General features: G+C 39.4%; 12 protein-coding genes. 9 read left to right on the top strand and 3 right to left on the bottom strand.

Annotation, left to right across the window (positions count from 1 at the left end; translation table 11 throughout):
* Window positions 1-43 precede the first annotated feature (43 nt).
* The 8 genes from AAC026_RS04950 to AAC026_RS04985 all read left to right on the top strand — a co-directional run bounded on the left by AAC026_RS04950 (window position 44) and on the right by AAC026_RS04985 (window position 16607).
* Window positions 44-3490, top strand: coding sequence for a pyruvate carboxylase (locus tag AAC026_RS04950; RefSeq protein ID WP_339695522.1), 3447 nt, complete (start codon window positions 44-46; stop codon window positions 3488-3490).
* 189 nt (window positions 3491-3679) lie between these two features.
* Window positions 3680-5203, top strand: a complete 1524-nt coding sequence (pelF, locus tag AAC026_RS04955) for a GT4 family glycosyltransferase PelF (RefSeq protein WP_339695525.1) — start codon at window positions 3680-3682, stop codon at window positions 5201-5203.
* A gap of 13 nt (window positions 5204-5216) precedes the next feature.
* On the top strand, window positions 5217-6827 hold the full coding sequence (locus AAC026_RS04960; RefSeq protein WP_339606583.1) for a hypothetical protein: 1611 nt from the start codon (window positions 5217-5219) through the stop codon (window positions 6825-6827).
* 16 nt (window positions 6828-6843) lie between these two features.
* On the top strand, window positions 6844-7620 hold the full coding sequence (locus AAC026_RS04965) for an endo alpha-1,4 polygalactosaminidase (protein ID WP_339606582.1): 777 nt from the start codon (window positions 6844-6846) through the stop codon (window positions 7618-7620).
* An 11-nt stretch (window positions 7621-7631) separates the two neighbouring features.
* The gene (locus AAC026_RS04970) at window positions 7632-9605 is read left to right on the top strand and encodes a hypothetical protein (RefSeq protein WP_339695528.1); all 1974 of its coding nucleotides are present in this window, start codon (window positions 7632-7634) and stop codon (window positions 9603-9605) included.
* A gap of 1 nt (window position 9606) precedes the next feature.
* Window positions 9607-13494, top strand: coding sequence for a DUF2194 domain-containing protein (locus AAC026_RS04975; RefSeq protein ID WP_339695531.1), 3888 nt, complete (start codon window positions 9607-9609; stop codon window positions 13492-13494).
* 210 nt (window positions 13495-13704) lie between these two features.
* A complete protein-coding gene (locus tag AAC026_RS04980) occupies window positions 13705-14034 on the top strand; it encodes a helix-turn-helix transcriptional regulator (protein WP_339695534.1) in 330 nt (109 codons plus the stop codon).
* Window positions 14031-16607 (top strand): ABC transporter permease, encoded by a 2577-nt coding sequence (locus tag AAC026_RS04985; protein ID WP_339695537.1) that lies wholly within the window; start codon window positions 14031-14033, stop codon window positions 16605-16607. The genes AAC026_RS04980 and AAC026_RS04985 overlap by 4 nt, the downstream gene beginning before the upstream one ends.
* A 65-nt stretch (window positions 16608-16672) precedes the next feature.
* Here the strand turns inward: AAC026_RS04985 and AAC026_RS04990 are convergent, their stop codons facing one another.
* The 3 genes from AAC026_RS04990 to AAC026_RS05000 form a co-directional block, all read right to left on the bottom strand.
* On the bottom strand, window positions 16673-17137 hold the full coding sequence (locus AAC026_RS04990) for a hypothetical protein (RefSeq protein WP_339695540.1): 465 nt from the start codon (window positions 17135-17137) through the stop codon (window positions 16673-16675).
* 77 nt (window positions 17138-17214) lie between these two features.
* Window positions 17215-17796 carry an NAD(P)H-dependent oxidoreductase gene (locus tag AAC026_RS04995; protein ID WP_339695543.1) on the bottom strand — a complete coding sequence of 194 codons (582 nt, stop codon included), beginning with the start codon at window positions 17794-17796 and terminating at the stop codon, window positions 17215-17217.
* Between the two features lie 62 nt (window positions 17797-17858).
* Window positions 17859-18422, bottom strand: a complete 564-nt coding sequence (locus AAC026_RS05000) for a Crp/Fnr family transcriptional regulator (protein ID WP_339606575.1) — start codon at window positions 18420-18422, stop codon at window positions 17859-17861.
* A 225-nt stretch (window positions 18423-18647) separates the two neighbouring features.
* Between AAC026_RS05000 and AAC026_RS05005 the strand changes: the two genes are divergently transcribed.
* Window positions 18648-24203 (top strand): MG2 domain-containing protein, encoded by a 5556-nt coding sequence (locus AAC026_RS05005; protein ID WP_339695545.1) that lies wholly within the window; start codon window positions 18648-18650, stop codon window positions 24201-24203.
* Window positions 24204-24205: the final 2 nt, after the last annotated feature.

Below are 24205 nucleotides of genomic sequence, written 5' to 3' on the forward strand. Positions count from 1 at the left end.
ACATATTCTATTAACTTCCCCCTTTTAGTTTACCCACTATCTTATGGAGCCAAGAATCAATAAAATTAAAAAACTGTTGGTCGCTAATCGTGGCGAAATTGCTATTCGTGTGTTACGAGCTGCTTCTGAATTGAAAATCAGAACAGTAGCAATGTATACTTATGAAGATCGCTATTCCTTACATAGGTACAAGGCAGACGAAGCTTATCAAATTGGAGAAAATGAAGAGGCCCTAAAGCCCTATCTGGACATCAAAGAAATTATTACCCTAGCCAAAAATGAGGGAGTAGATGCCATTCATCCGGGATATGGATTTCTTTCAGAGAATGTTCATTTTGTAAGGGCTTGTAAAGAAGCAGGGGTTATTTTTATTGGGCCTGAACCGGAAGTAATGGAAAGGCTAGGGGATAAGGTGCAAGCTAAAATTGTAGCTCGCAAGGCTCAAGTACCTTTGATTGAAGATAGCCAAGAATCGCTTGATTCATATGAAACAGCGTTGAGAGAAGCACAACGTATTGGTTTTCCAGTAATGGTGAAAGCCGCAGCAGGCGGTGGAGGTCGTGGAATGCGTGTAGTTCGTCAAGAAGCCGATCTTGAAAAAGCATTCAATGAAGCCAAAAGTGAAGCCTCAAAAGCTTTTGGAGACGATACCATGTTCCTTGAGAAATTCATCGATAACCCTAAGCACATTGAAGTGCAAATTATGGGTGATAATTATGGCCATTTGGTGCATTTATATGAGCGAGATTGCTCGGTGCAACGCAGGTATCAGAAGGTAGTGGAGGTAGCGCCTTCCATTAATTTAAGCCAAACTACGCGTGATAAGCTATATGAATATGCCTTAAGAATTACCAAAGAGGTAAACTATAACAATGTTGGTACGGTTGAGTTTTTGGTCGATGCCGATGAGAATATTTATTTCATTGAAGTAAACCCTAGGGTTCAAGTAGAGCATACCATTACAGAAGAAATTACGGGAATCGATATTGTTCGCTCTCAAATAGAAATAGCCCAAGGGTATCCGCTTTCCGACCCACGAATTTTTATCAAAGATCAATCAGATATACAGTGTAATGGTTTTGCTATTCAATGTAGAATAACAACTGAAGACCCTGAAAACGGTTTCAAACCAGACTATGGAACAATTATAGCCTATAGAAGTGCAGGTGGTTTTGGGATTAGGCTAGACGCAGGAAACTGCTATGCAGGCGTAACCATATCTCCATTTTTCGACTCTATGTTGGTGAAGATTTCAGCAAAGGGAAGAACGCTTAAAGGAGCTTCTCAAAGATTGCAAAGAGCACTTTCAGAATTTAGAATACGAGGAGTAAAAACAAATAAAGGCTTTCTGGAGAACGTATTGAAGCATCCAACTTTCTACAATGGAGAAGCAACAGTGAAATTCATTGAGTCCTATCCAGAACTTTTCGAAATGCCACGGTTCATGAACCGAGCCACGCGATTGCTGAATTATTTGGGAGAAGTAGCTGTAAATGGAAACCCTAATGTTAAGCGAATTGATCCTTACGTTCATTTTAGAGAGCCCAAAATACCCACAAGCGACAGACTCGCTTCTCACCCAAGAGGAACCAAGCAGATATTGACAGAAAGCGGCCCTGATGGACTTGCCAAATGGATTAAAGAGCAAAAGCAAATTCTTTTTACCGACACTACTTTTCGTGATGCACATCAATCGCTTTTGGCTACCCGAATGCGAACTTTGGATATTCTAAAGGTTACTGATGGTTTTGCGAAAAATCACCCAGAGATTTTCTCACTAGAAATGTGGGGCGGAGCTACTTTCGATGTTTCCATGCGATTCTTAAATGAAAATCCTTGGGACAGACTGAAACTTATTCGCGAAGCAGCACCCAATATTCTTACGCAAATGCTATTGAGGGGCTCAAATGGAGTAGGCTACACGGCTTATCCAGATAACTTGATCGAGCGATTTGTGGAAAAAACTGCTGAGCATGGTATGGATGTCTTCAGAATTTTTGATTCGCTAAACTGGATTGAAAACATGAAGGTGAGCATTCGAACAGTTCGAGAAAGGACTAACTCGGTTGCTGAAGCCTGTATTTGTTATACAGGAGATGTTTTGGATGCCAATTCAAAATACAACCTTCAATATTATATAGACATGGCCAAGGCTTTGGAAGATGAAGGTGCTCACATACTTTGTATAAAAGATATGGCGGGTTTATTAAAACCAAGAGCTGCCACAACTTTGATCACCGCCTTAAAGGAATCAGTGGATATGCCAATTCATTTACATACCCACGATACCTCTTCTATGCAAGCCACTACCTATTTTCATGCAATTGAAGCTGGGGTAGATATTGTGGATGTAGCCATTGCATCAATGTCGGGGCTTACTTCTCAGCCAAACTTTAACTCTCTGGTAGCTTGTTTAGAAGGTCATGAAAGAGACCCTAAAACCAACTTGGCCAAGCTCAACGAGTATTCTAATTATTGGGAAGATGTTCGCGAATATTACTATCCTTTTGAAAGTGGTTTAAAAGCAGGTACTGCGGAAGTATATGACCATGAAATCCCAGGTGGACAATATTCTAACTTGCGCCCACAAGCCTCAGCGTTGGGTTTAGAACACAAATTTGAAGAGGTAAAAAAGAATTACGCAGTAGTTAATAAACTCTTTGGCGACTTGGTCAAAGTAACACCATCATCCAAAGTAGTAGGCGACATGGCCATTTATATGACCTCAAACAACTTGACGGTTGAGGATATTATGAGTCGTGGTGAATCCCTTTCGTTTCCTGAATCAGTAGTAAGTTTGTTTAAAGGAGATTTGGGTCAAATGCCAGGCGGTTTCCCTCAAGAATTGTCCAAAATTATTCTAAAGGGAAAAACAGCCTATACAGATAGACCAAACGCACATTTAGAACCAGTAGACTTTGAAAAGGAGTTTGTGCAGTTTCAAACTGATTTTGACGAATACTGCGATGAGCTGGACTTTTTATCTTATAAGCTTTACCCTAAAGTGTTCAGAGATTTTTATGAGCACTGGCAGACTTACGGAGAAGTGCGTCACCTTCCAACAAAAGCTTTCTTCTATGGTTTAAAAGAGAACGAAGAAGTCTTTGTTCAAATAGGTAAGGGCAAGCACATCATTGTTAAGATGCTCTATAAGTCTGAAGCTGATGAAGACGCTATGAGAAAAGTTTACTTTGATCTGAATGGCCAAACAAGGGTTATTGAGGTGAAGGATCAAAATGTAAAAGTGACTAAGGCCGTTCATCGTAAGGCCGCATCAGACAATGAAATAGGATCTCCATTACAAGGCAGATTGGCCGAAGTTAAAGTAAAAGAAGGCCAAGAAGTAAAAGCCAATACTGGATTATTCGTGATTGAAGCAATGAAAATGGAAACAACGGTTTCTGCTCCAAAGGCAGGAAAAGTGAAACGAATTCATTTGCAAGCTGGCGAAATGATCGACCAAGAAGATTTGGTGATAGAAATGGAGTAATTATATTAGAGAAGAATGGGGTAGTTTAAGTCTAAGGCCTCATTATGTCCAAAACAAAAGTGTGTTTTCGTACCTGATTTAAAGAAGGGTGAAGTTAAAAGTGCGCTTTGTCCTCAGAAAAGTGCATTTGGTCTTTGGTTTCGGTTAAATCACCGATTCTTTCCTAAATTTTGAAGAAAACTTACGTGATTGCGTAAGTTTAAAACCTACATGGAGTTGGATAATAAAAAGAAGATAAAAGTTTTATTGATTTCTGAGGGTACTTATCCTTTTTATGGAGGCGGTATATCTACTTGGAGCCACATGCTTTGCGATAGGGTATCAAATGTAGATTTTACTCTGTACTCAATAAATGCAGGTTTTGAAAAAGAGCCAATTTTTGAGCTCAGCGAAAACGTAAAAAAGGTAATTCAAGTACCACTATGGGCACCAGACGAACCTCAAGATTATGTGAGCTTTAGTAAGGAATACTACAAGGTGGTGAGTAAGAAAGAGAACACCTCTCCAGAAGTAATTGAAAAGTACTTTATTCCAATTTTTAAAAAATTTTTAGACCTACTGTATAGCGACTCCGAGAACATGGAAGCACTTGATTTTGTGTTTAGGAGTATGTGGGAATACTTTAAAGATTACGATTACAAGGAAACCATGAAAAGCGAAGAAGTATGGCGCGTTTTTCAAGAAGAAGCTATTCAAGAAACAGACGCTGGAGGGGTAGAGGCCACGCTTTTTGATTTAACGGTTGGCTTGCGCTGGTTATACAGGTTCTTAATTCCCTTTTCTATTTCAATTGAAAAAGTTGATGTATCGCATATTACCCTTTCGGGCTTTCCTTTAATACCAGCCTTGGTTTTAAAGTATAGATACGGTACCCCATTAATGATCACAGAGCATGGAGTTTATGTAAGGGAGCGCCTGCTATACATTAATCGTTCAGACTACTCTTATTTTATAAAAGTATTCTTAATAAAACTGACTGAGTGCATAACACGACTTTCCTATTATAAAGCCGATAAAATACTTTCAGTAAATAAATTCAATATCACCTGGGAGCTGATGTATGGAGCAGATAGAGAGAAAGTCGAGATTACTTATAATGGGGTAGATCATGAAAGGTTTGTACCCAGAGAAAAGCCAGAACATTTAAGAGGAATTCCAACTGTTGTGGCGGTAGCCAGAATATTTGAATTGAAAGATGTACTTACCATGATTCGGTCTTGCGCTGTGGTAATGAAAAAGATACCTAACGTTCAGTACTTGGTGTATGGCGATAAAAATGCAGTACCAGAATATACAGAAGAGTGTGAGACTTTGATTGAGGAATTGAATCTAGGGAATAACTTCTTTTTAAAAGGATTTCATAGCCAGCCTCATCTGATTTTTAGTGAAGGAGACATTTCAATTCTTACTTCAATTTCTGAAGGCTTTCCCTTTACTGTTTTAGAGTCAATGAGCTGTGGTATACCTGTTGTGGCTACAGATGTTGGTGGGGTAAGCGAAGCAATTGATGAGGCTTCGGGTTTTGTTTGCAAACCCAGAGATCCAGAAGCAATTGGGGCAAAAGTGATAGAACTGCTTACCAATGATGATTTAAGAATGGAAATGGGGAAGAAAGCCCGCCAACGTGTAATAGATAACTTCACCCTCGATATTTTCATTGAGTCATATGAAAGTATTTATGAGTCGGTTTATGCAAAGCGTTTAAAGAAATAACAGAGGTGATTGGATGAAGGAGTTTGAAAGTAAAATAGAGCAATTAGGCCTAGATGTTTATGACAAAGTTGGCAAGCCTGTTAATGTAAACGTGGTGAGAGCTATGCTCGAATCCATGAGTATACGGGCCGTTGATGCGCAAACAGACTATGGCGTGGCTGATTTACAAGACCTGGCCAAAATTGTTTATGCTCAAATTACAGACTCCAATTTTCTTGCTAGCCACCCTAGCAAATTAAAAGTCAGCGATCAGTTTAGGAGCGAAGTTACTTCAGCCTCAGATTACCTTCGTATTAAAACGAAGTACTTTTTTTACTACTACCCTTTAGGGCTTTTCCATGGCCTTCCTGTCTTCATTCAAATCCTAACCATTATCCTTTTTGGGTATTCTTTGTGGACTTACATAGGCTTTAATCAGCTGCAATCAACTGCGGTTGTACTTGGAGTTATTTTTGGCTTGGTTGGCACTGGCGGATTCGTACAGGTGATTGGTAGGCAAATATCCCATTACTGGTATAACAATGATTTTGTGATGGCCAGAAAAAGCACCATAAAAGTAATTAAGGACGGATTGTTATTCATGTCGGTACTTAGTGTGCTGCTTCTTGTTGTCAATTTTTTCGCTAACATTTACCCTTATCGGTTTCTTTATATTGTATATATCTATTCTTTCTCCATAGGTATTTTGTTGTTGATCTCGGCTGTTTTTCACCCGTTAAAACAGCGCTGGATGATTACAGTAGCTTTTCTTGTGGCTACGGGGTTGGCCCTGAGCTTAAAGCTCTTTACAAATATCGCTACCTATTTTACACACTGGATAGGCATTTGGGTAGCCATCATTCTGATGGTGATTTACCTCAACTATTTCTTCAATAAAAAAGTGAAAGCCACCCGAAATGTTAGTAGGGCTACTTCTAAAACTGCGGTAATGATATACCGTAACTACCGCTATTTTTTTTATGGGCTGCTGTTCTTCGTTTTTATATTCATTGATCGCATTCTAGCATGGTCTACTTCAGCAGATGGCCTGTTGCCATACGCTGTGTATTATGAAAAAAACTATGAGGTTGGCATGGATATCGCAATTCTAATTTTCTTCCTGTTGGTTGGTGTCTTAGAGTTTAGCATCGCCTCTTTCAGTACACTAAGTGATTTGCTGCAGAAACAAATCCCTTACAACCAGCCTCAGGTATTTAATCGTAAATCATTGAAAACTTATTGGCAGCATGTTCAAATACTTTTAATAACAGGAGTGGTAATGATAGCCCTGCTCTACACCGTAATTTGGGTGTGGTTTGGTTATGAAAAGGCATTTGATGAAACACTTAGCCCAATAAGTATTAAAGTCAGCATTTTGGGTGGTTTGGGTTATATTCTGTTGGCTTGGGGTATGCTCAATTCGCTTTATTTATTCACCCTAAACAAACCCACAAAGCCCTTAAAGGCCATAATGATCGCCTCTGTGGTGAACCTTATGGTAGGACTCTTTATGAGTAGATTGATTTCTTACGAATATAGCGTAGTAGGAATGTTAATTGGGTCAACAACTTTCATGCTTTTGACCTTGAAGTCGGTAACTGAATTTTTCAAAAATCTGGACTACTATTACTATGCGGCTTATTAAAACTATATTTTTCATCATGGCTTTGTTTTCATTTTCGGGTCTATTCGCACAAAAAATACAGCCCAGCACAGTACTTATTTGTTATGGAAGGGTTAATCCTGATCAAATTCAAGGGTATAAATATGTGATATTGGAGTCGGAGCATTACACCGCATTTGAGGTAAAGCTTATTAAAGAAAATAATGAGAGTGTAATAGGTTATATAAGTGTGGGCGAAGTAAGTGATAGCCGATTTTACTATAATGAACTGAAAGAAAGCACCCTAGGTAAAAACGAGATTTGGGGAAGCTTTTATTTAAATGTTAGGGACGAAAACACCCAAAATGTATTAATCAGCTTTGTCGATAAAATGGTGCAAAAAGGTTTCGATGGGCTTTTCTTAGATACCGTTGATACTTTCGCAAAATGGGGCCCTTACCCCAATATGGGAGATGACTTGGTAAATCTGCTGAGGATGTTCAAAGACAAATACCCTGATATTCATTTAATGCAGAATGCTGGACTTTCTCTAATTCCAAAATCGGCCAAGTACATTAATTCAGTGGCAATCGAATCGGTAGCTACCAACTATTCATTCGATAAAGAAGAATACCGCATGCACAGATGGCATGAGTTCTATAAGAGAGTAGAAGAGTTGCAGGCAATTAGAAAACAATATCAACTGCCTGTAATATTGATAGAGTATGCAGATAGCGAAAAGCTATACCAAAAGGTAAAACAGCAAGTAAGCCCATTAAAGTGGGATTACTTTATAGGTAACATAGGCTTACAAACCTTTCCGAAATTTAAATAAGAATCTAGGAGATGAACATTCCATATACCGACTCCATATTTATAGGCCTTATTAGGCTATTCCTTTGGATTCTTTTCCTATATGTAATGAAGCGCCTTTTTTTCAAGGGAAAAGGGTCAAAAAATCAAATCAATTCAATGGCAGGAATGTGGTCTTTCTTTGCCAGTATTATTGTGATTGGAATCTTTCTTTTGGTTCAAATCAACAGCTATGACCTAATGACCTGCCTTTTTATAATGGTTATATTTTTTGGAGTGAGGTTAGTTGGTATTCAAAACGTGCTTTCAGATTCAGCTCAATTTAAACGCCAAAGAAAATTGATTTTGCTGGACGTAATTGAGAAAGCAGAAGACAAGGAACCGTTAATTGACATGGTTGAAGAAAAACCTACAAAAAGGCTATCTATCAATTTTGGGTTTATAGTAATGGCCATTACTGGTTTTATAGCCATGACCGTAAGGTTTTATCTATTGAAATATGATGATTATCAACTTTCGGAATCGTGGTTTAATGAACTAGCCATACTGAAAGGAATTTCTCAGCAAAAATGGCTTAGTAATGATACGGGAGTTGCAGGGCAATATGCTTTAATGACTTTTTACGAAAAAATGACTGGGATTAGCCCAGAAATTACCCTTGAATCATTCGGCATTCTTCAGGCCTTTGTTTTGAGCTTTATCATTTTCTGGTTTATGAATATTATGACGGGATCTAAGGTAACGGTTCCGTTAATGGCTACTTTGAGTTTTGCCTTCTTCTTCAACCTTGTACCGATTAACCTTTCTCAAATTACGCACGGAAAGGAAACTCTAATGGCACTTACATTCGTATTGCCTGCCATAGTGTATATAAAAAAGCCATGGCTACTTTATGCTAGGTCATCCAGAAACTACCGTTATAAAATCTTTACAATTTTTACAGCCATTGCATTAATCGATATATACTCTTTACTGGTTCTGATTCCTCCATTTCTGTTAGTAGCCCCATTTTTTATTAGTAAAAATTACATGCGCTTTTATTGGATCGCGCTTAAAGCATACCTATTGGCTACTGCCATAGTGTTGGGTATTTATGCTTTGTATTTAAACAGAGAAGGGGCAGATTTCTTCCAGTTCATTATATCAAATCTCTTGTCAGTAACATCTTCTACCTATACAAGCAATATGACGCTTCCATATAATGAGCTAATCAGGGTTGTCCAGATTGTTTCGTTGGTAGCTGTTTTAGCAATGTTCTTAATGATGAAGAGTAAAAAAGACAAATGGGCGAGCTTGATTGCTTTTGTAATCTATGTAAATGTTTTAATCGGCATCAGCTTTTTAGACTACCGCTACTTTGATATTGACCTTTTCAATGAAGTGTTACCAGTGTTCATTACCATTATTTTAGGTATTGCCATTTACTTAGTCATGTACTCTTTTGTAACTAAGGTTAAGAAAGTGTTTATGCCAGAAGGAATCGCTGTGGTGCTTATTTTTGTTCTTTTTGCTGGAGGAGCACTTTTTAGTCAGAAAGATCTTTTTGCTAAAGAAGAACCAACTTCGCGCTTATCAAAAAACGTAATAGCATCCTATCAAGAGATTTCATCTAGCTTTTTACCCTATTCATATGCGGTAGTGAACAGCGTTACATTTCACCCGCTTAGTACCGATTCGCATAACTTCCTTACATACCGAGATTTTTTGGGAGAATACGCAGTTCGAGACTCAGTTTATTTTGCCAATAAGGAAGATAAAGATTTTTTGAGGGCCAATACCCAATATATTATTCCAAATAGTCTATTGATTTTTATCTACAATGTAACAGAAGAAGATAATTTCAGTCGGCTTGCGGTGTATTTAGATTTGACTGATGAAGTAATGGTACGAATAGAAAAACTTAAAAGTAAAGGAAGAACAGTGAGAGTGTTTTTTCAAAAAGGAGACCTAACGGTTTACGAAGTAGTAAATAACCCAGGAGAAGCTAGAATTAAAGAACTATTGTGATTTGAATTACCTCAAGAGACCATACCGACCAATTATGCTTTTGGCTCTGATTTTCATCACAGCTCTTATGGGCTGTGGCGATTCTAAAGAAGCCAATAATGAATTGGATGGAAAACGCGCTGAGTTTAAAACTCTAGCAGATCCTCTGGTTGTCTATATCGATATAGAGAATCATGACCTCAATGATGTTTATGCCGGCCATGTAGGTAAAATCATGGATTACACTAAAATACCCTATAAAAAAATTGCCGTTAAAGACTTTAATGCCTCACCAACTTTTAAGTCGACACCAAAAGTAATTTTGGTTAACGGAACGGATCAGTTGAATCAAAAAGCACTTGATTACTTAGTGCAATTTGTAGCAGAAGGGGGTACGTTAATCTTTCCAAGTGTAAATGAAGATCAACGGATGGGCTACCTTTCAGGCCTAAGAGAAGATGCCTCTTTCTCTTTCGATTTAAAAGCAACTGGTTTTCACTTTACCAAAAATATATTGCCAGGGCTCGATAGCGGATCTATTTATGCCAATAAAAAGCATATAGCTCTGGCAAAAGAAAACTTCAAACCAAACATTAATGTACTGGCTAACGCTGTTAACGATGCTGAATTTCCTGTTATGTTGGAGAATCAGATTGGCAACGGGCGCGTAATTAATTTTAATTCAACCATAGAGCTTGAAAGGGCAGACAGAGGACTCTTGTTTTCAGCTATTTTAAGTGGGTTAGAAGGGGTTCCATATCCGATTGTAAATGTGAGCACTATATTTATTGATGATTTCCCAAGCCCTACATATGATATTAAGTTAGAACCCATTAAGTCGGAATTTGATATTACCCAAGCAGATTATGTGACCAATGTTTGGTGGCCCGATATGCTCAAACTATCCAAGAGATTTGGGATTCAATATTCGGCCTACCCAATTTTCAACTACAATGAAATCAAGGATTCGCCTTTTCTTTTTAATGAGTGGGATTTACAGAAAATTGAAAAGAACGGAAGGGTATGGAGCACCTCGGTTTGGATGAGCAAGGAGGTTACTAGAAACAAATTCGAACTGGCAATTCACGGATACAACCATGAATCACTGTTGAAAGAAGTATGGTTAGACCCAGAGAGCGTTGATGCAGCCTTTAAAGCAGCAAGAAAAAAATGGACAGTAGATCGTCTTGGAAAGTACCCCACCAGCTATGTAGCGCCTTCGAACTATATCGACAGCATGGGTTTGGTTCATTTAAAAAGATCTATGCCTGAACTTGAATTCATGAGTACCACTTATGAGGGAGATATTGTGGAAGGAGGAGGAAGAGATTTTGACCCCGACCCGTATGAGCCAGGACTTTTTGATTTCCCTAGAGTAACAAGTGGCTACACCTTCAACGACAGAAAAGAATACATTCACCAGTCGCTTTACCTGTACACAGGAATTTGGTCGCACTTTATTCACCCCGATGATGTATTTCAGCTGCCCTCAGAAAATAACAACTCAGCTGGAGAGTTTGAATACCGAAATGGCGAGGGGTTAAATTGGTATAGAACTTCTAACGAAAAAAAAGGCATGTACTCGCAATGGGTATCTTATCTAGAAAAAGTAAAGAGAATATACCCTACAACCAGATTTTTGACTACTACGCGGAGTGGAATAATTACTAGAAACTGGAGAAACTCTACTTATGATTATAGCCAAAGCGGTGACTTTTACTCAGTAAGAAAGAGCAGTAGAAATAAGTGGAACGACAAAGAGTTCTACTGGTTTGTGTTTGCGAAAAAAGAAAATGCGGATAACATGGAAAAGGCATTTTCAAAAGTAGTAGATGCATATACAAAAACAGCTTTTTTTGGAGGTACCCTGTTTACACTAAAAAGCTCAAAGCCAGAACTGCTTTTTAATGATGTAAAATGGAAAGAACAACCACTCTTTGATCTTTCTGAAGCAAAGGCAATGGCACAGCAAGACTATAAAGATTACTTGGCCGAAAGAAAATCATTAGAACAAGGGTATGTTGAAGAAACGGTTCCCGAATTAAGTCCTTTAGAGGTTTTGGCTTCATTAAATACAGCTGAAGACTCAGTGGCTTGGTATGTAGAAAACAGCCAACTAGAGCAAGCGGTAAGTATGCTCGAAAGTAAACTGAAGAATCAAACATCTGTAGATTCTGCAACTTTTAATGAGTTTATGCTCTATTCTGGCTATCAAGAAAAACCAATGGATGTATGGAATTTTATAGAAGACGCCTATCAGAATGAATCCAAGTCTTTAGGCCTTGAATACCTAGACTTGTATTTAAAGAAAGAAGCTTTCCCTAATGAAGAGCTTACGGAAAAATGGCTTTTTAGAAAAATTATGTTCGATGCAAAAGATGAAGCCGCCATTAAGGACTACTTCACTTTCTTTTACGGAACAGAGTACATACCGCAAATCAAGCAAGTACTTGTTCATTTGAACGACAAAGACCCAAGTCCTGAGAATTACGCAAAATATATTCAGTTCATTATAGACTTTGAGCCTGAACTTCTTATTGGTGAATTAAATGGAAAGAACCCAGAAGACCTGCCGTTGCTTTGGCCAAGAGCGACTACCATAACTTATGCCTATTCCGATAGCGGTAAGATTCAAGAAGCCTTGCAGTGGTCAGATTATTCTACGGAAATCCCTATCACTACCATTTTGCAATGGTGGATAGAACTAGAAGCTTTCAACAAAATGGAAACTGTGTTCAATGAATACATCGTAGATCACCCAAAAGATGAAGAAGCCAAAGCATTTGTGAGTTCTGCTTGGTATGACATCGGTGAATACGAAAGGTCAGCCCTAGTAGCCAATCAGCTGCCCGAAGGCCATGAGAAAAAGATTGAAATTGAAAAGCGCTTTAATCCAGATGTAATTTACTTCGATGCCGATGTTCAGAAATTCCTGATTGATAGAACTCCTGAACTTTTTAGCCCAGAAACCCTCCATACCCTAAAGAAAGAATTGCGCTACAATGAAAATAACTCTGTTGAAGTAAATACAGCTTATGTAGAAGATAATTTCAATCAGTCCGTTTGGGAAAGCAGCGCTACTTTCAACCTAAGAACAGAAAGAGGGAGGCAGCATAGTTTTTCTGTTACCCATGCAAGTGTATCTGATTTGGTGCTAACAGATATTGACCCGCAAAATTTGGCGCATGAGCTTTATGGTTTACGTTACCGCTATCAAACAGCCAATAATCCATCAAAACCATTGTTCAGTGTAGGTGCAGGTTTGCAAAGGGATAACTTCAATAAGATGTTTGTTGATTTAGACGCCAGTATTTCTCAATCAAAAGAGAATGTGTTCAAATCATTGAGTTTAGACTTTGCTCCAGTACAAACAGGCGTGGGTATTTCAAAAGAGATTTATAAGTCTGAAATCATTGGTTACTATGAACGCGGTTCTGCCAAGTTTTGGCAATCAAGTTTTGCCTTAGTAGGCAGCTATTATACCAATGGAGGCATGGAAGGTGCATTAACCTCTCGTCTGTTTGCCAACCTAAAAAGAGCGAATAAATCCCGATTCTCACCTTTTGCAGAACTATTTGTATCGGCTGCCAATACGAGCCAAGAAAACGGTAACCCATATTGGATTATCAAGAGCAGACTTTACGGTGGTGGAGGCCTTGCTTGGACCTATGGAGAAAACGAGCGAAAGTTAAAGAGCAGGATAGAAGCGGGCTATTTCTTTGATAGCTACACCGATGGATTTTTAAGAGTAACGGGTAACGTTTCATTCCCAATCAAAGAGTTCACTTTTGTTACTGGGCAGTTCGAGCTATTTAACCAGTCGCTTTATTATTCCAACGGAGTTCAGTTTGGAATCAAACATTTCTTAGATCGAAAAAGAAAATACACTTACAAGCCTAGGCCTTATTAATCTGGACTCAATTTTTGGCCTACGAAACCCTTCCAAAAGTTGATGTATCAACAATTGTAAAATCCTTTATTAAATGTAGAAATAAGAACTTTTGGAGGGTTCTGCCAGTGGAGAAAACTCTCCAAGTTGAGGCTAGTACCTAAATTTATTTGTTTTACAAATATAGATGTTATAGATTTGATCTATGTTTGTAGATTAAATAAGGGTAATATGAAAGGCGACAACATTGGTGAATTAGAAGAGCTTGTGCTTTTGCTTGTTGGAGTATTGTACGAAGACGCTTACGGAGTTTCTGTTTTGAAAGAAATGAAAGAACAGACCGGACGTGAAGTTAACATCAGTGCCATTCATGCGGTTTTAAATCGGCTCGAAGAAAAGGGCCTGCTTACATCTGATATGGGAGGAGCATCACAAGTTCGAGGTGGAAGAAGGAAACGCTACTATACGCTTACGTCAACTGGCCGTGCGGTATTGGATCAGGTCAAATCCATGCGCGACAAGCTTTATAATCAGTTGCCAGCACTCAATTTTTCAGCATGAAAAATTTTGAGCAACCAAAACCACCTCGTTGGGCCGACCGCTTTTTAGAGTGGTATTGCAACCCCAAGCTACTAGAGCAAATTCAAGGCGATGTACACGAACTCTTTTTCTGGAGGTTAGAAGAAAAAGGAGTGCAACGCGCCAAGCGTGCTTTTGCATGGGACATTATTCGCCTATTCAGGTGGAAGAACATCAAAAGGAAGTCAAGTCAAACAACTCAATTTAACAACATTGCTATGTTCAAAAACTATTTCAAAATCGGTTGGCGAAATATCCTCCGCCAAAAAATGCCCTCGTTTATCAATATCACCGGGCTGTCTTGTGCCATAGGTTGTTGCCTAGTGGCCTTCATGTTCATTGAGCCACGAGTGATTCGAGATCAATTTCATGAAAACGGTAAGAATATCTACTTGGTCGCTCATGAAGCGTTTTCAGAAGGTGGCCTAGGTAAATATGGAGTTTTTGATTCGGGTCTGGCCAAGGAATTGCCTGATAACTTCCCTCAAATAAAACGCAGAACAAGGATGAAGGGCGCTCAGAATGTTTTTCGAATTAAGGATAACATTTTCAGAAGCTATGTTAATTATGTAGACCCCGACTTCTTGACTTCATTCTCTTTTCCTATGGTTTATGGAAGTAAAGATGTGTTGAAGGACCCTTCTAAGATTGTGATTGATCAATCTGCCGCTGTAAGGTTTTTCGGAGATGAATACCCCATCGATAAACTGATAAAAGTAATTTATGGCGAAGAAGAAATGACTTTTGTCGTTGGAGGAGTGATAGAAAATGCACCCAATAACTCGAGTATAAGGCCAAGCTTTTTATTGAGTTATGAAGTGTTGGAAAGTAGAGGCGAACCTGAGCAAACCAATGCAGTAACATTTATAGAATTAGAGAAAGGAACGGATGTAGCCGAGCTTGAAAGATCGTTTCAATCCATGGTTTCAGTTCAGAACGGCCTGAAGCCTGATGCGCAATACGAATCAATTTTCTTGGTGCCTTTAGAGTCTATGGCAAAGCGTAATTTAAACGGAGTTCCAGGAGGTGCTCCGCCCACCGGGCCAATTGTTCTGCTCATTTCAATTGCGGGTTTTATGTTGTTATTGGCCATTTCTAACTATGTGAACATTGCCATCCTGATGGCCACAAGAAGGGTAAAGGAGATAGGAATTCGTAAAACGATAGGCAGTAAACGGTCTCAAATTATTGCCCAATTTTTAACAGAAAATCTTATTCTTTGTGCGCTTTCAATCTTTCTCGGAATTGTTTTGGCCAGAGGCCTTTTTATGCCATGGTTTAATGAAATGTCTGGAGGTACTATCTCTCTCAATTTATTATCTAACCGAAATTTATGGTACTTTTTAGGGCTACTCTTGTTGGTGGTTACTTTCCTTTCTGGATTTTATCCTGCGGTTTACATTTCTAAATTTAAGCCTTCAGTTATTTTTCGGGGTAAAGAAAGATTTGGCAAGAAATGGGGCTTTTCAGGAGCTGTAATTACGTTTCAGCTGGTGCTGTCCATCATTACTATTGTGGCAGGAATCATGTTTGTTCGCACCAATAATATGCAGAAAGATATAAAGTGGGGTTTTGAAAAGGAAGACAGAATTCTGGTGAACATACCAGATTCAAAAATCTACCCTTCTTTGTTAAATAAAATGATGGCTTTATCTGGAGTTGAAGAAGCAGTTGCAACGAATGCAGCATTAGGTGAGGCCTATGGCAATACTGAATTTTACTTGGGTGATACAAAAAACCGAGCTTCGTTTCTAACTTGTAGTACTAAGTATCCTCAATTTATGGGCTTGAAATTACACGGGGGAAGGTTTTTTGACCCTGAACTGATTAGTGATTCACAGTCTTCTGTAATGATTAACGAAAAATTTGCTGAACACTACGATGTTAGAATTGATGACCTAATTCAAATTGATAGTGTTTTCCATAAGGTGGTGGGTGTATTAAAGGATTTCAACTATCAAGGCTTGAGTGACAAAATAGAGCCCATAATTATAAAGGCCAAACCTGATTCTGAATTGAATTATCTGACATTAAAAGTTTCGGCAGGTACTGAACTGGAAATGGAAGATAAAATTAAAGAAGCATGGGTGGATGTAGTACAGAATAAGCCATATATAGGCTTTTTGCAATCAACTGTATTCGATAATGACTCAGGCGATAGCCGAGGTTTAAAGAATACAATGCTGTTTACCGCTACTTTAGCAACCATTCTTGCGGCCATGGGCATTTTTGGTTTGGCTTCGTTGAGTATTACATCAAAAATGAAGGATATAGGGATTAAGAAAGCTTTAGGGGCTAATTTGATACAACTCACTAAATCTGTCTATCTAAAATTCGGTATTATGTTATCTATAGCCGTGGTGATTGGAAGTACCTTGGCGGTATTTATCATTGGAGTGTTTCTAGATGAGATTTATGCCTATCACGATCCAGTAAACCTTATTCCGTTAACCTTTGCCGCGTTAATTTTGGCCACAGTGGTTTTTCTGACTGTTACTACTCAAATAGGTAAGGTTAAGAAAATGAACCCTGCTGAAACCTTAAGAATGGAATGATAAAACAAAAACGGGCTTCGATCAATGTTAGATCAAAGCCCGTTTTAATTTTCTGCGATAAGAGATTAGTTGCCCTCACTACCAACCTCAGTTAAGGTTTTCATGTCTTTGGTACCCATTCTTTTCATCGTAACTTCACCCTCTTTAAATTCCATCACCACAATTACAGAAACCTTCTGTTGCATTCTTGGCCATTTAAGGTTGTCGTTAATGCTGTTGGTAAGGTCCATTTTCTTGGTTTTAATGTTGGTTTCATTTCTAATGCTCATCAAGCAACTAGTACCTCTATTGTCCACCAAAACCTGAAACCCAAGAATTCCCTCAGCATTCTTTTTTGTTTTTTCATCCCAAGAGGCTGTAACCACTTCAATGATTTTTTTATTATCAAGCTTCGCAAGTATCTCATCAGTTTCATAAACAAATTGATCCAGATAGCAATTATCAATTACATCTGGAAAAACATGCTGCGCAATGGCTTGATGAGAAAAGCAGAAGCACAGCAGAAGAAAAAATAGTCTGATCGTTTTCATAAGCAACTAAGTTAGTTAAACTGTGTAAACCTCAGAAATTAAATCCCCGAATAAAGTAACAAAGTAATCCGAGTGGGTTATTTATTTCTAAGTCCAAGGCCTTCTACTTTCTTTAGCCATTTTTCTCTTTGCAAAGTTGTTGATGATTTTATAATGCCAACATAAGTTACTTTGACTGGTTCTATGCCGCAAAATTTTAACGTAGACTTCTTAAGCTGATTAACGCTTGGTCTACCATAGGCCAGTCTATAATACCAGCCGGGCTGATCTAAAGTAGTAATAATATGGGCAGTTTTTCCTTTTAAAAGTTTGTCCCACCAAACTGAGTTTTCACGATAATTATAAGCCAAACCCGGTACAAATAGCCTATCGATAAAACCTTTGGTAATTGCAGGTAATCCACCCCACCAGACAGGATGCACCCAAACCAAATGATCTGCCCATTGAATTTTATTCCATGATTTTACCAAATCGGGCTCATGTTCAACCCTTTTCTGATAACCATATTGCAAATTTGGATCAAATTCTAGATCGCCTATGGTAATCTCATCTATGGTGGCCCCGCTTTGAATGGCCCCTTTTTTATAAGCATCCACTAAGCCAAAATTGAAGCTGTCTTTGTTTGGATGTCCGTTAATAATCAGAATTTTCTTACTCATTTTTTTTGCCTTAAAGTCAGGCAAAAGTGAGAATGATTATTTATGACTTATAGGACAAATGTCTAAAAAGAAAGCTCTTTTCTTAACCTACTCAAATGCCTTTGACTAATGCCCAGATAGGAGGCTAAGTATTGCAATGGTATTTGTTGGATATATTCAGGTTGGTTTAAAATTAGGTCGGAGTAACGCTTTTTAGCCGTTTCTCTCTGCAATTGAAATACCCGTTTTTCTAATTCTATGTAATTTTCTTCTGCAAACAGCTTGAGCAATTTAACCCAGCGTATGTTGTTTTCAGCAAACTCATGAAACTTATCGCTGGGCAGAACCAAGAGCTCTACTGGGGTGATACACTGAATGTTTTCTTGAGTTTCCTCCTTAGTAATAAAAGAAGTGTAGGCCGCACTGAGCCGTTGAGGAAAAGTGAAGCAGTAAGTGGTTTCTTCGCCCGATGGTGAAGAAAAAAAGGAGCGAAGTATTCCTGATTCCACAAAAGCAATTTCATTGCAAACCTGACCTTCCTTAATTAGGAAATCATTTTTCTTTAAAGATTTCCTTTTGGTATAGGAAATTACTTCATCAATTTCGCCCTGAGTTAATATACCAATGGATAGGAGGTAGTTTTTCATTTCTGCTTGTTGAAGAAGTTTTAGCTTACAAAGCTAAGTAAGGTTTAGAAATAAGGTAGTCTTTATATAGGCTAGATTTAGGTATTCGTAATCAGTAGTAATTTATTTATGCTAATTTTTCTTCTGCGCGCAATAAAAACAGCTTTCTTAGTTATCTATTTGGAGCGGTAATTTTTATATTGAACCATCAGCGTTCCGATCTCTTACTGTCTTAATTAAATTGAAATGTCATTTTCCAAAATCTCTCTTTTGGGTGCCCTGCTGTGCCTGCTTTTTGTCACCTCTTGTGGTGATAAGAAAACACCAATAGATCAGCTCAATAAACAAGCCGATCAAGCCTTTTCGGCTTATGTTTCATCTTATACTTCTGGAAAAGTATCTACGCGCTCAACCATTATGGTGCGTTTGGTAGAACCGGTAACGGATGCCCAGTTAAGTACAGATCCTACTTCACTTTTTCAATTTACTCCAAGTATTTCTGGTAAAGGCCGTTGGGTAGGAAATAATGTGGTGGAATTTCAACCTTCATCCCCTCTTAAATCAGGCACTTTGTACAACGGAACGCTAAAGTTGAGCAACCTGAAAGAGGTAGAAGAAGAACTCAATAATTTCAATTTTGGATTTGAAACAGTCAGTCAAAATTTCGATTTAGAAATAGAGCAAGTGGCCTCTGATGCCGAAGATGCAATGCGCAAGCAAGTTATTGAAGGGCAATTCAATACTGCTGATTTTGCTGATTCAGCCGCTGTAGTGAAAGCAGTATCGTTCAAACAGCCGGGCAGCAACCTTTCGGTACAATGGGAAATTGATAAAGCAAACGGAACTAGCCACAGATTTAAGGTAAAGGGCATCGAAAGAAAAGAGCAGGCTTCAGGAGTTGAAGTGGCGGTAGACGGTAGCAGTTTAGGAGTAGATCGTGATTCGCGCATGGTGGTGCCCGTAGCTGTTCTTGGCGATTTTAATGTGCGAGATGTTAAAGTGGTAAAAACAGGCGACCCTTATATTTTGGTTAGTTTTTCCGATCCTTTAAAAGAAGATCAAGACCTAAATGGCCTAATTACGGTAGAAGGCCAGAATGATCTTCGCTATACAATCGAAGGCAATAATGTAAAGGTATTTGTAGCAACTGATATTTCTGGTGTCAAGGCGGTAAAGGCATATCCTGGTGTTCGCAACCTCATGGATTTTAAAATGAAGGAGCTTTATCAGAATGTTGTCAATTTTGAGCAATTGAAGCCTTTGTTGAAGCTCAATGCAAAGGGCACAATTCTACCAAGTACCGATGGTCTCATTCTTCCTTTCGAAGCGGTGAACTTGAATGCAGTAGACGTAACCGTAATCAAAATATTTGAGCGCAATGTGTTGCAATTCCTTCAGGTAAATGAATTGAAAGGAAATGAGCAATTGCGTAGGGTTGGGCGTCCTATTTTACAGAAACGTATTCCGCTTAACGAATCGGGAGTATTTGATTTAGGGAAATGGAATCGCTTTACCCTAGACTTAAACGAACTTATTCAAACCGAACCCGGAGCCATTTACCAAGTCCGAATTAACTTCAAAAGGGCCTATTCTACTTTTGGCTGTGCTGCACCAGCAGACGAAACACCAGTACTAACTGGGCAAATTCCAGAAGACAATTGGGATGCCTATTCTGGTGATAATGACGGTGAGTACGATAGTTATTACGATTACAATTACGGCAGAAATTACAACTGGCAGGACCGTGATAACCCTTGTACGGATTCCTATTTTGTGGGCACTAACCGAATGGTGAGCAAGAATATTTTGGCTTCAGATTTAGGGATGATCGCTAAAATTGGAAACAACAGAAAACTCACAGCCTTTGTTACTGATTTGAAAACCACCAAGCCAATTTCAGGTGTTTCAGTAGATGTTTATGATTTTCAGGAAGAGAAGATTACTACTGTAACTACTGATGGTCAGGGTAAAATAGAAACCGATTTATTGAGAAAGCCATTTCTATTGGTCGCTAACCGAGGCGCAGAGCGTGGTTATTTGAAACTCTCTGATGGTCTCTCACTCTCTATGAGCAACTTCAATACAGGTGGCGCACGAGTAGAAAGAGGATTGAAAGGTTTTATGTATGGCGAAAGGGGCGTTTGGCGTCCGGGCGATGATATTTATTTAAACTTCATTTTAGAAGATAAAGAAAACAATCTGCCAGATGACCACCCAGTCGTTTTTGAACTGATTGACCCATCTGGAAATACAAAGCAGCGTATTGTGAGAACGCAGTCTGTAGATGGCTTTTACGATTTCAAAACCCAAACTGCAGACACCGACCCAACTGGCAACTGGACAGCTAAAGTAAGTTTAGGCGGTGCGGAGTTTACCAAACGCGTAAAGGTGGAGACAGTCAAGCCCAACCGCCTCAAAATTGACTTAGATTTTGGAGTAGACAGACTCACTGCCGCAACTACTTTCGTTTCGGGCGACTTGAATGTGAAGTGGCTCACGGGAGCTTCGGCTAGAAATTTGAAAGCAGAATTCGATCTCTATTTGAACCCAGTCACGACTACCTTCAAAGATTTTCCTAATTATTCATTTGACGATGAAGCGAAGAACTTCTATCAACAACCTACTCAGGTTTTTTCAGGTGAAGTAGACGCCTCTGGCCACTCAAAAGTGAACTTGAAAATTGGCGCAGAACTGAATTCACCAGGGGCATTAATGGCCACCTTTAAAGGAAAAGTGTACGAGCCGGGAGGTGATTTCAGTATAGATCAATTCAGCATTCCTTTCTATCCATACACTTCATTTGTGGGCGTGAAAAAGCCAGAGGGTGACAGAAGAGGTCAGTTGGTAACAGGCAAATCTCATCAAATGAGTATAGTAACGGTGGATTCCAAGGGAAACAGTATTGACAGAAAAGGATTGACTTTTGAAGTTTACAAATTAGGCTGGCGCTGGTGGTGGGACGGAGGCCAAAACGATATAGCCAATTACGTAGGTGCTAGTTATAACCGCCCTGTAACAACAAAGACGGTGAGCACCACAAATGGCAAAGTTACAGTGGATGTTAATATTGGTGACCGTGAATGGGGGCGCTATTACATTCGTGTAACCGACCCTGTTTCTAAACACTCTACTGGAACAATCGCCTACTTCGATTGGCCGGGTTGGGCAGACGATAATAACCGTCCGGGAGGCGCTTCACTTTTGGCCTTTTCCACCAACAAGGAAGATTATAATATTGGCGAAAAAGTGAAAATCAATATTCCATCAAATTCTGAAGGAAGAGCTTTAGTGAGTGTAGAGAATGGTAGTAGGGTAGTTGCTTCCTATTGGGTCGAAACTGGTAAGGGAGAAACAGCATTTGAATTTGAGACCACGGAAGAAATGGTGCCAAACGCTTACGTGAACACCACGCTTTTACAACCACATGCACAAACAAGAAACGATTTGCCGATCAGGCTTTATGGAGTGGTGCCGATCAATGTAAGCAACCCAAAAACCAAACTGAACCCTGAAATTTTATTGCCAGATGTACTGGAGCCAGAATCGGATGTAACGGTAAAGGTGAGTGAGAAAGATGGTCGTGCGATGACTTATACTATTGCAGTGGTAGACGAGGGTTTGCTTGATATTACTCGTTTTGGCACACCAGACCCATGGTCGAATTTTTATGCGCGTCAGGCTTTGGGGGTGAAAACATGGGATTTATTCGATGATGTAACGAATGCCTACAATGGAGAGCTGACTCGTTTATTGGCCCTCGGTGGTGATGGTTCTAATGCCAAACCAGAGAGTGCAAAAGCCAATCGTTTCAAGCCAGTGGTCAAACACTTGGGGCCTTTTAGGTTAGGAGCAGGGAAGACCGCTTCGCATACTTTTAAAATGCCGAATTATGTAGGCTCTGTGCGTACTATGGTGGTAGCGGGTAAAGATGGTGCTTATGGAAAAGCAGAAAAGGCAACGCCAGTACGTAAACCATTGATGGTTTTGGGTACGCTACCAAGGGTAATTGGGCCAGGTGAAAAAGTGAAATTGCCAGTCAGCGTTTTTGCTATGGAGCCATCGGTAAAAGAGGTGAAAGTTTCTGTAAAAGGAAATGCGCTATTGAAAACCATGGGCACTACCCAACAGACTTTGACCTTCAATGAAATTGGTGATCAGATCATCGATTTCGAACTAGAGGTAAGTGAAACGCTGGGTATAGGGACGGTTGAAATTGTGGCAACATCAGGAAATGAAACCGCGACTTATAAGGTTGAAATTGATGTGCGTAGCCCTAATCCTCCTGCGACAGATGTAATTGCCAAGGCGCTTCAGGCTGGCGAAAGCTGGAATCAGTCTTTTGAACAAATGGGAATGGCAGGCACAAATAAGGTGCAGCTTGAACTTTCAGTCATTCCTCCAATTAACCTTGGTAAACGTTTGAATTACTTGATTGGCTATCCGCATGGCTGTATCGAGCAAACCACTTCCGCAGTTTTTCCTCAACTCTTTTTAGGAGATATTATGGAATTAACAGCCGATAGAAAAGCTGAAATAGAAAGAAACATCAAAGCGGCCATTGACAGAATGTCGAAGTTTCAAACGAGTGAAGGAGGATTCTCTTATTGGCCGGGTCAAAGCGATGATAATGATTGGGGTACAAATTACGCTGGCCATTTCTTGATGGAGGCCAAAGATAAAGGCTATAACATTCCTTCCAACTTACTGAGAAACTGGACGAAATTCCAAAGTAGAAAGGCTAAGAATTGGATGCGCCATGGCCGATACAATGATGACTTAATGCAGGCTTACCGATTGTATACTTTGGCTTTAGTCCAAAGCCCGGAGTTAGGGGCAATGAACCGATTGAGAGAGGATAATAGTCTTTCGCTGGAAGCGAAATGGAGATTAGCGGCAGCTTATGCGGTGGCAGGAAAGGTAAATGTGGCAAAAGAATTAATTGCCTCAGAACCTTTGGTGTCTAAGCCAAAATCTAACTACTATTATTACGGTTCTCAAACCCGAGATAATGCCATGATTTTAGAGACATTGGGCTTGCTTAAAATGCAAAACGAGGGAATGACATTGTTAAGGACTGTAGCCGATAACTTAAGTGACGACCGTTGGATGAGTACACAAACAACCGCTTACTCGTTACTTTCAGTCATTAAGTTTTCAGGTGTAGACAAAACTTCGAAAGGCTTAGAAGCTTCTTATGTTTTGAACTCAGGTGCTAGCCAAAACATAGAGACGGCCAAGCCTGTGAAATTGATTGATGTACCTGTTGATGGAGCAAAAGCTGGAGCGGTTAAAGTAGAGAATAAGGGCGAAGGAGTGCTCTTTGTCAGAGTCATTAAAACGGGGCAGCCCCTAGCTGGAAACGAAACTGCCGCTTCGAATGGCCTGACAATAAAAGTGACTTATGTAGATCGGAACGGGCAAAGTGTAGAGCCAAGCAGTTTAAGTCAAGGCACTGATTTCTTTGCTGAAGTTTCAATATTCAATACTGGAACAAGAGGGATTTATGAGAACCTCGCTTTGAGTCAAGTATTCCCTTCTGGTTGGGAAATCCTGAATGATCGATTGAATGAAATTCCGGGTGCTGCCACTTCGCAGAACTATACTTATCAAGATATTCGGGACGATAGGGTTTATACATATTTCGATTTAAAACCGAATGAGAGAAAGCTGTTCAAAGTAGCTTTGAATGCTACTTATGCTGGACGTTTCTATCTGCCGGCTGTTGGCGTTCAGGCCATGTACGACAATACCATCAGTGCGCGTGTTCCTGGTCAGTGGGTGGAGGTTAAACGTGTAAATTAGAA

This window comes from uncultured Roseivirga sp. (assembly GCF_963973945.1).
GTDB lineage: Bacteria > Bacteroidota > Bacteroidia > Cytophagales > Cyclobacteriaceae > Roseivirga.

Bases quoted from the DNA above. Each gene is read 5' to 3' on its own strand.
- AAC026_RS04950 (WP_339695522.1), top strand. From the start codon at position 44: ATGGAGCCAAGAATCAATAAAATTAAAAAACTGTTGGTCGCTAATCGT.
- AAC026_RS04960 (WP_339606583.1), top strand. From the start codon at position 5,217: ATGAAGGAGTTTGAAAGTAAAATAGAGCAATTAGGCCTAGATGTTTAT.
- AAC026_RS04965 (WP_339606582.1), top strand. From the start codon at position 6,844: ATGGCTTTGTTTTCATTTTCGGGTCTATTCGCACAAAAAATACAGCCC.
- AAC026_RS04970 (WP_339695528.1), top strand. From the start codon at position 7,632: ATGAACATTCCATATACCGACTCCATATTTATAGGCCTTATTAGGCTA.
- AAC026_RS04980 (WP_339695534.1), top strand. From the start codon at position 13,705: ATGAAAGGCGACAACATTGGTGAATTAGAAGAGCTTGTGCTTTTGCTT.
- AAC026_RS04985 (WP_339695537.1), top strand. From the start codon at position 14,031: ATGAAAAATTTTGAGCAACCAAAACCACCTCGTTGGGCCGACCGCTTT.
- AAC026_RS04990 (WP_339695540.1), bottom strand. From the start codon at position 17,137: ATGAAAACGATCAGACTATTTTTTCTTCTGCTGTGCTTCTGCTTTTCT.
- AAC026_RS04995 (WP_339695543.1), bottom strand. From the start codon at position 17,796: ATGAGTAAGAAAATTCTGATTATTAACGGACATCCAAACAAAGACAGC.
- AAC026_RS05000 (WP_339606575.1), bottom strand. From the start codon at position 18,422: ATGAAAAACTACCTCCTATCCATTGGTATATTAACTCAGGGCGAAATT.
- AAC026_RS05005 (WP_339695545.1), top strand. From the start codon at position 18,648: ATGTCATTTTCCAAAATCTCTCTTTTGGGTGCCCTGCTGTGCCTGCTT.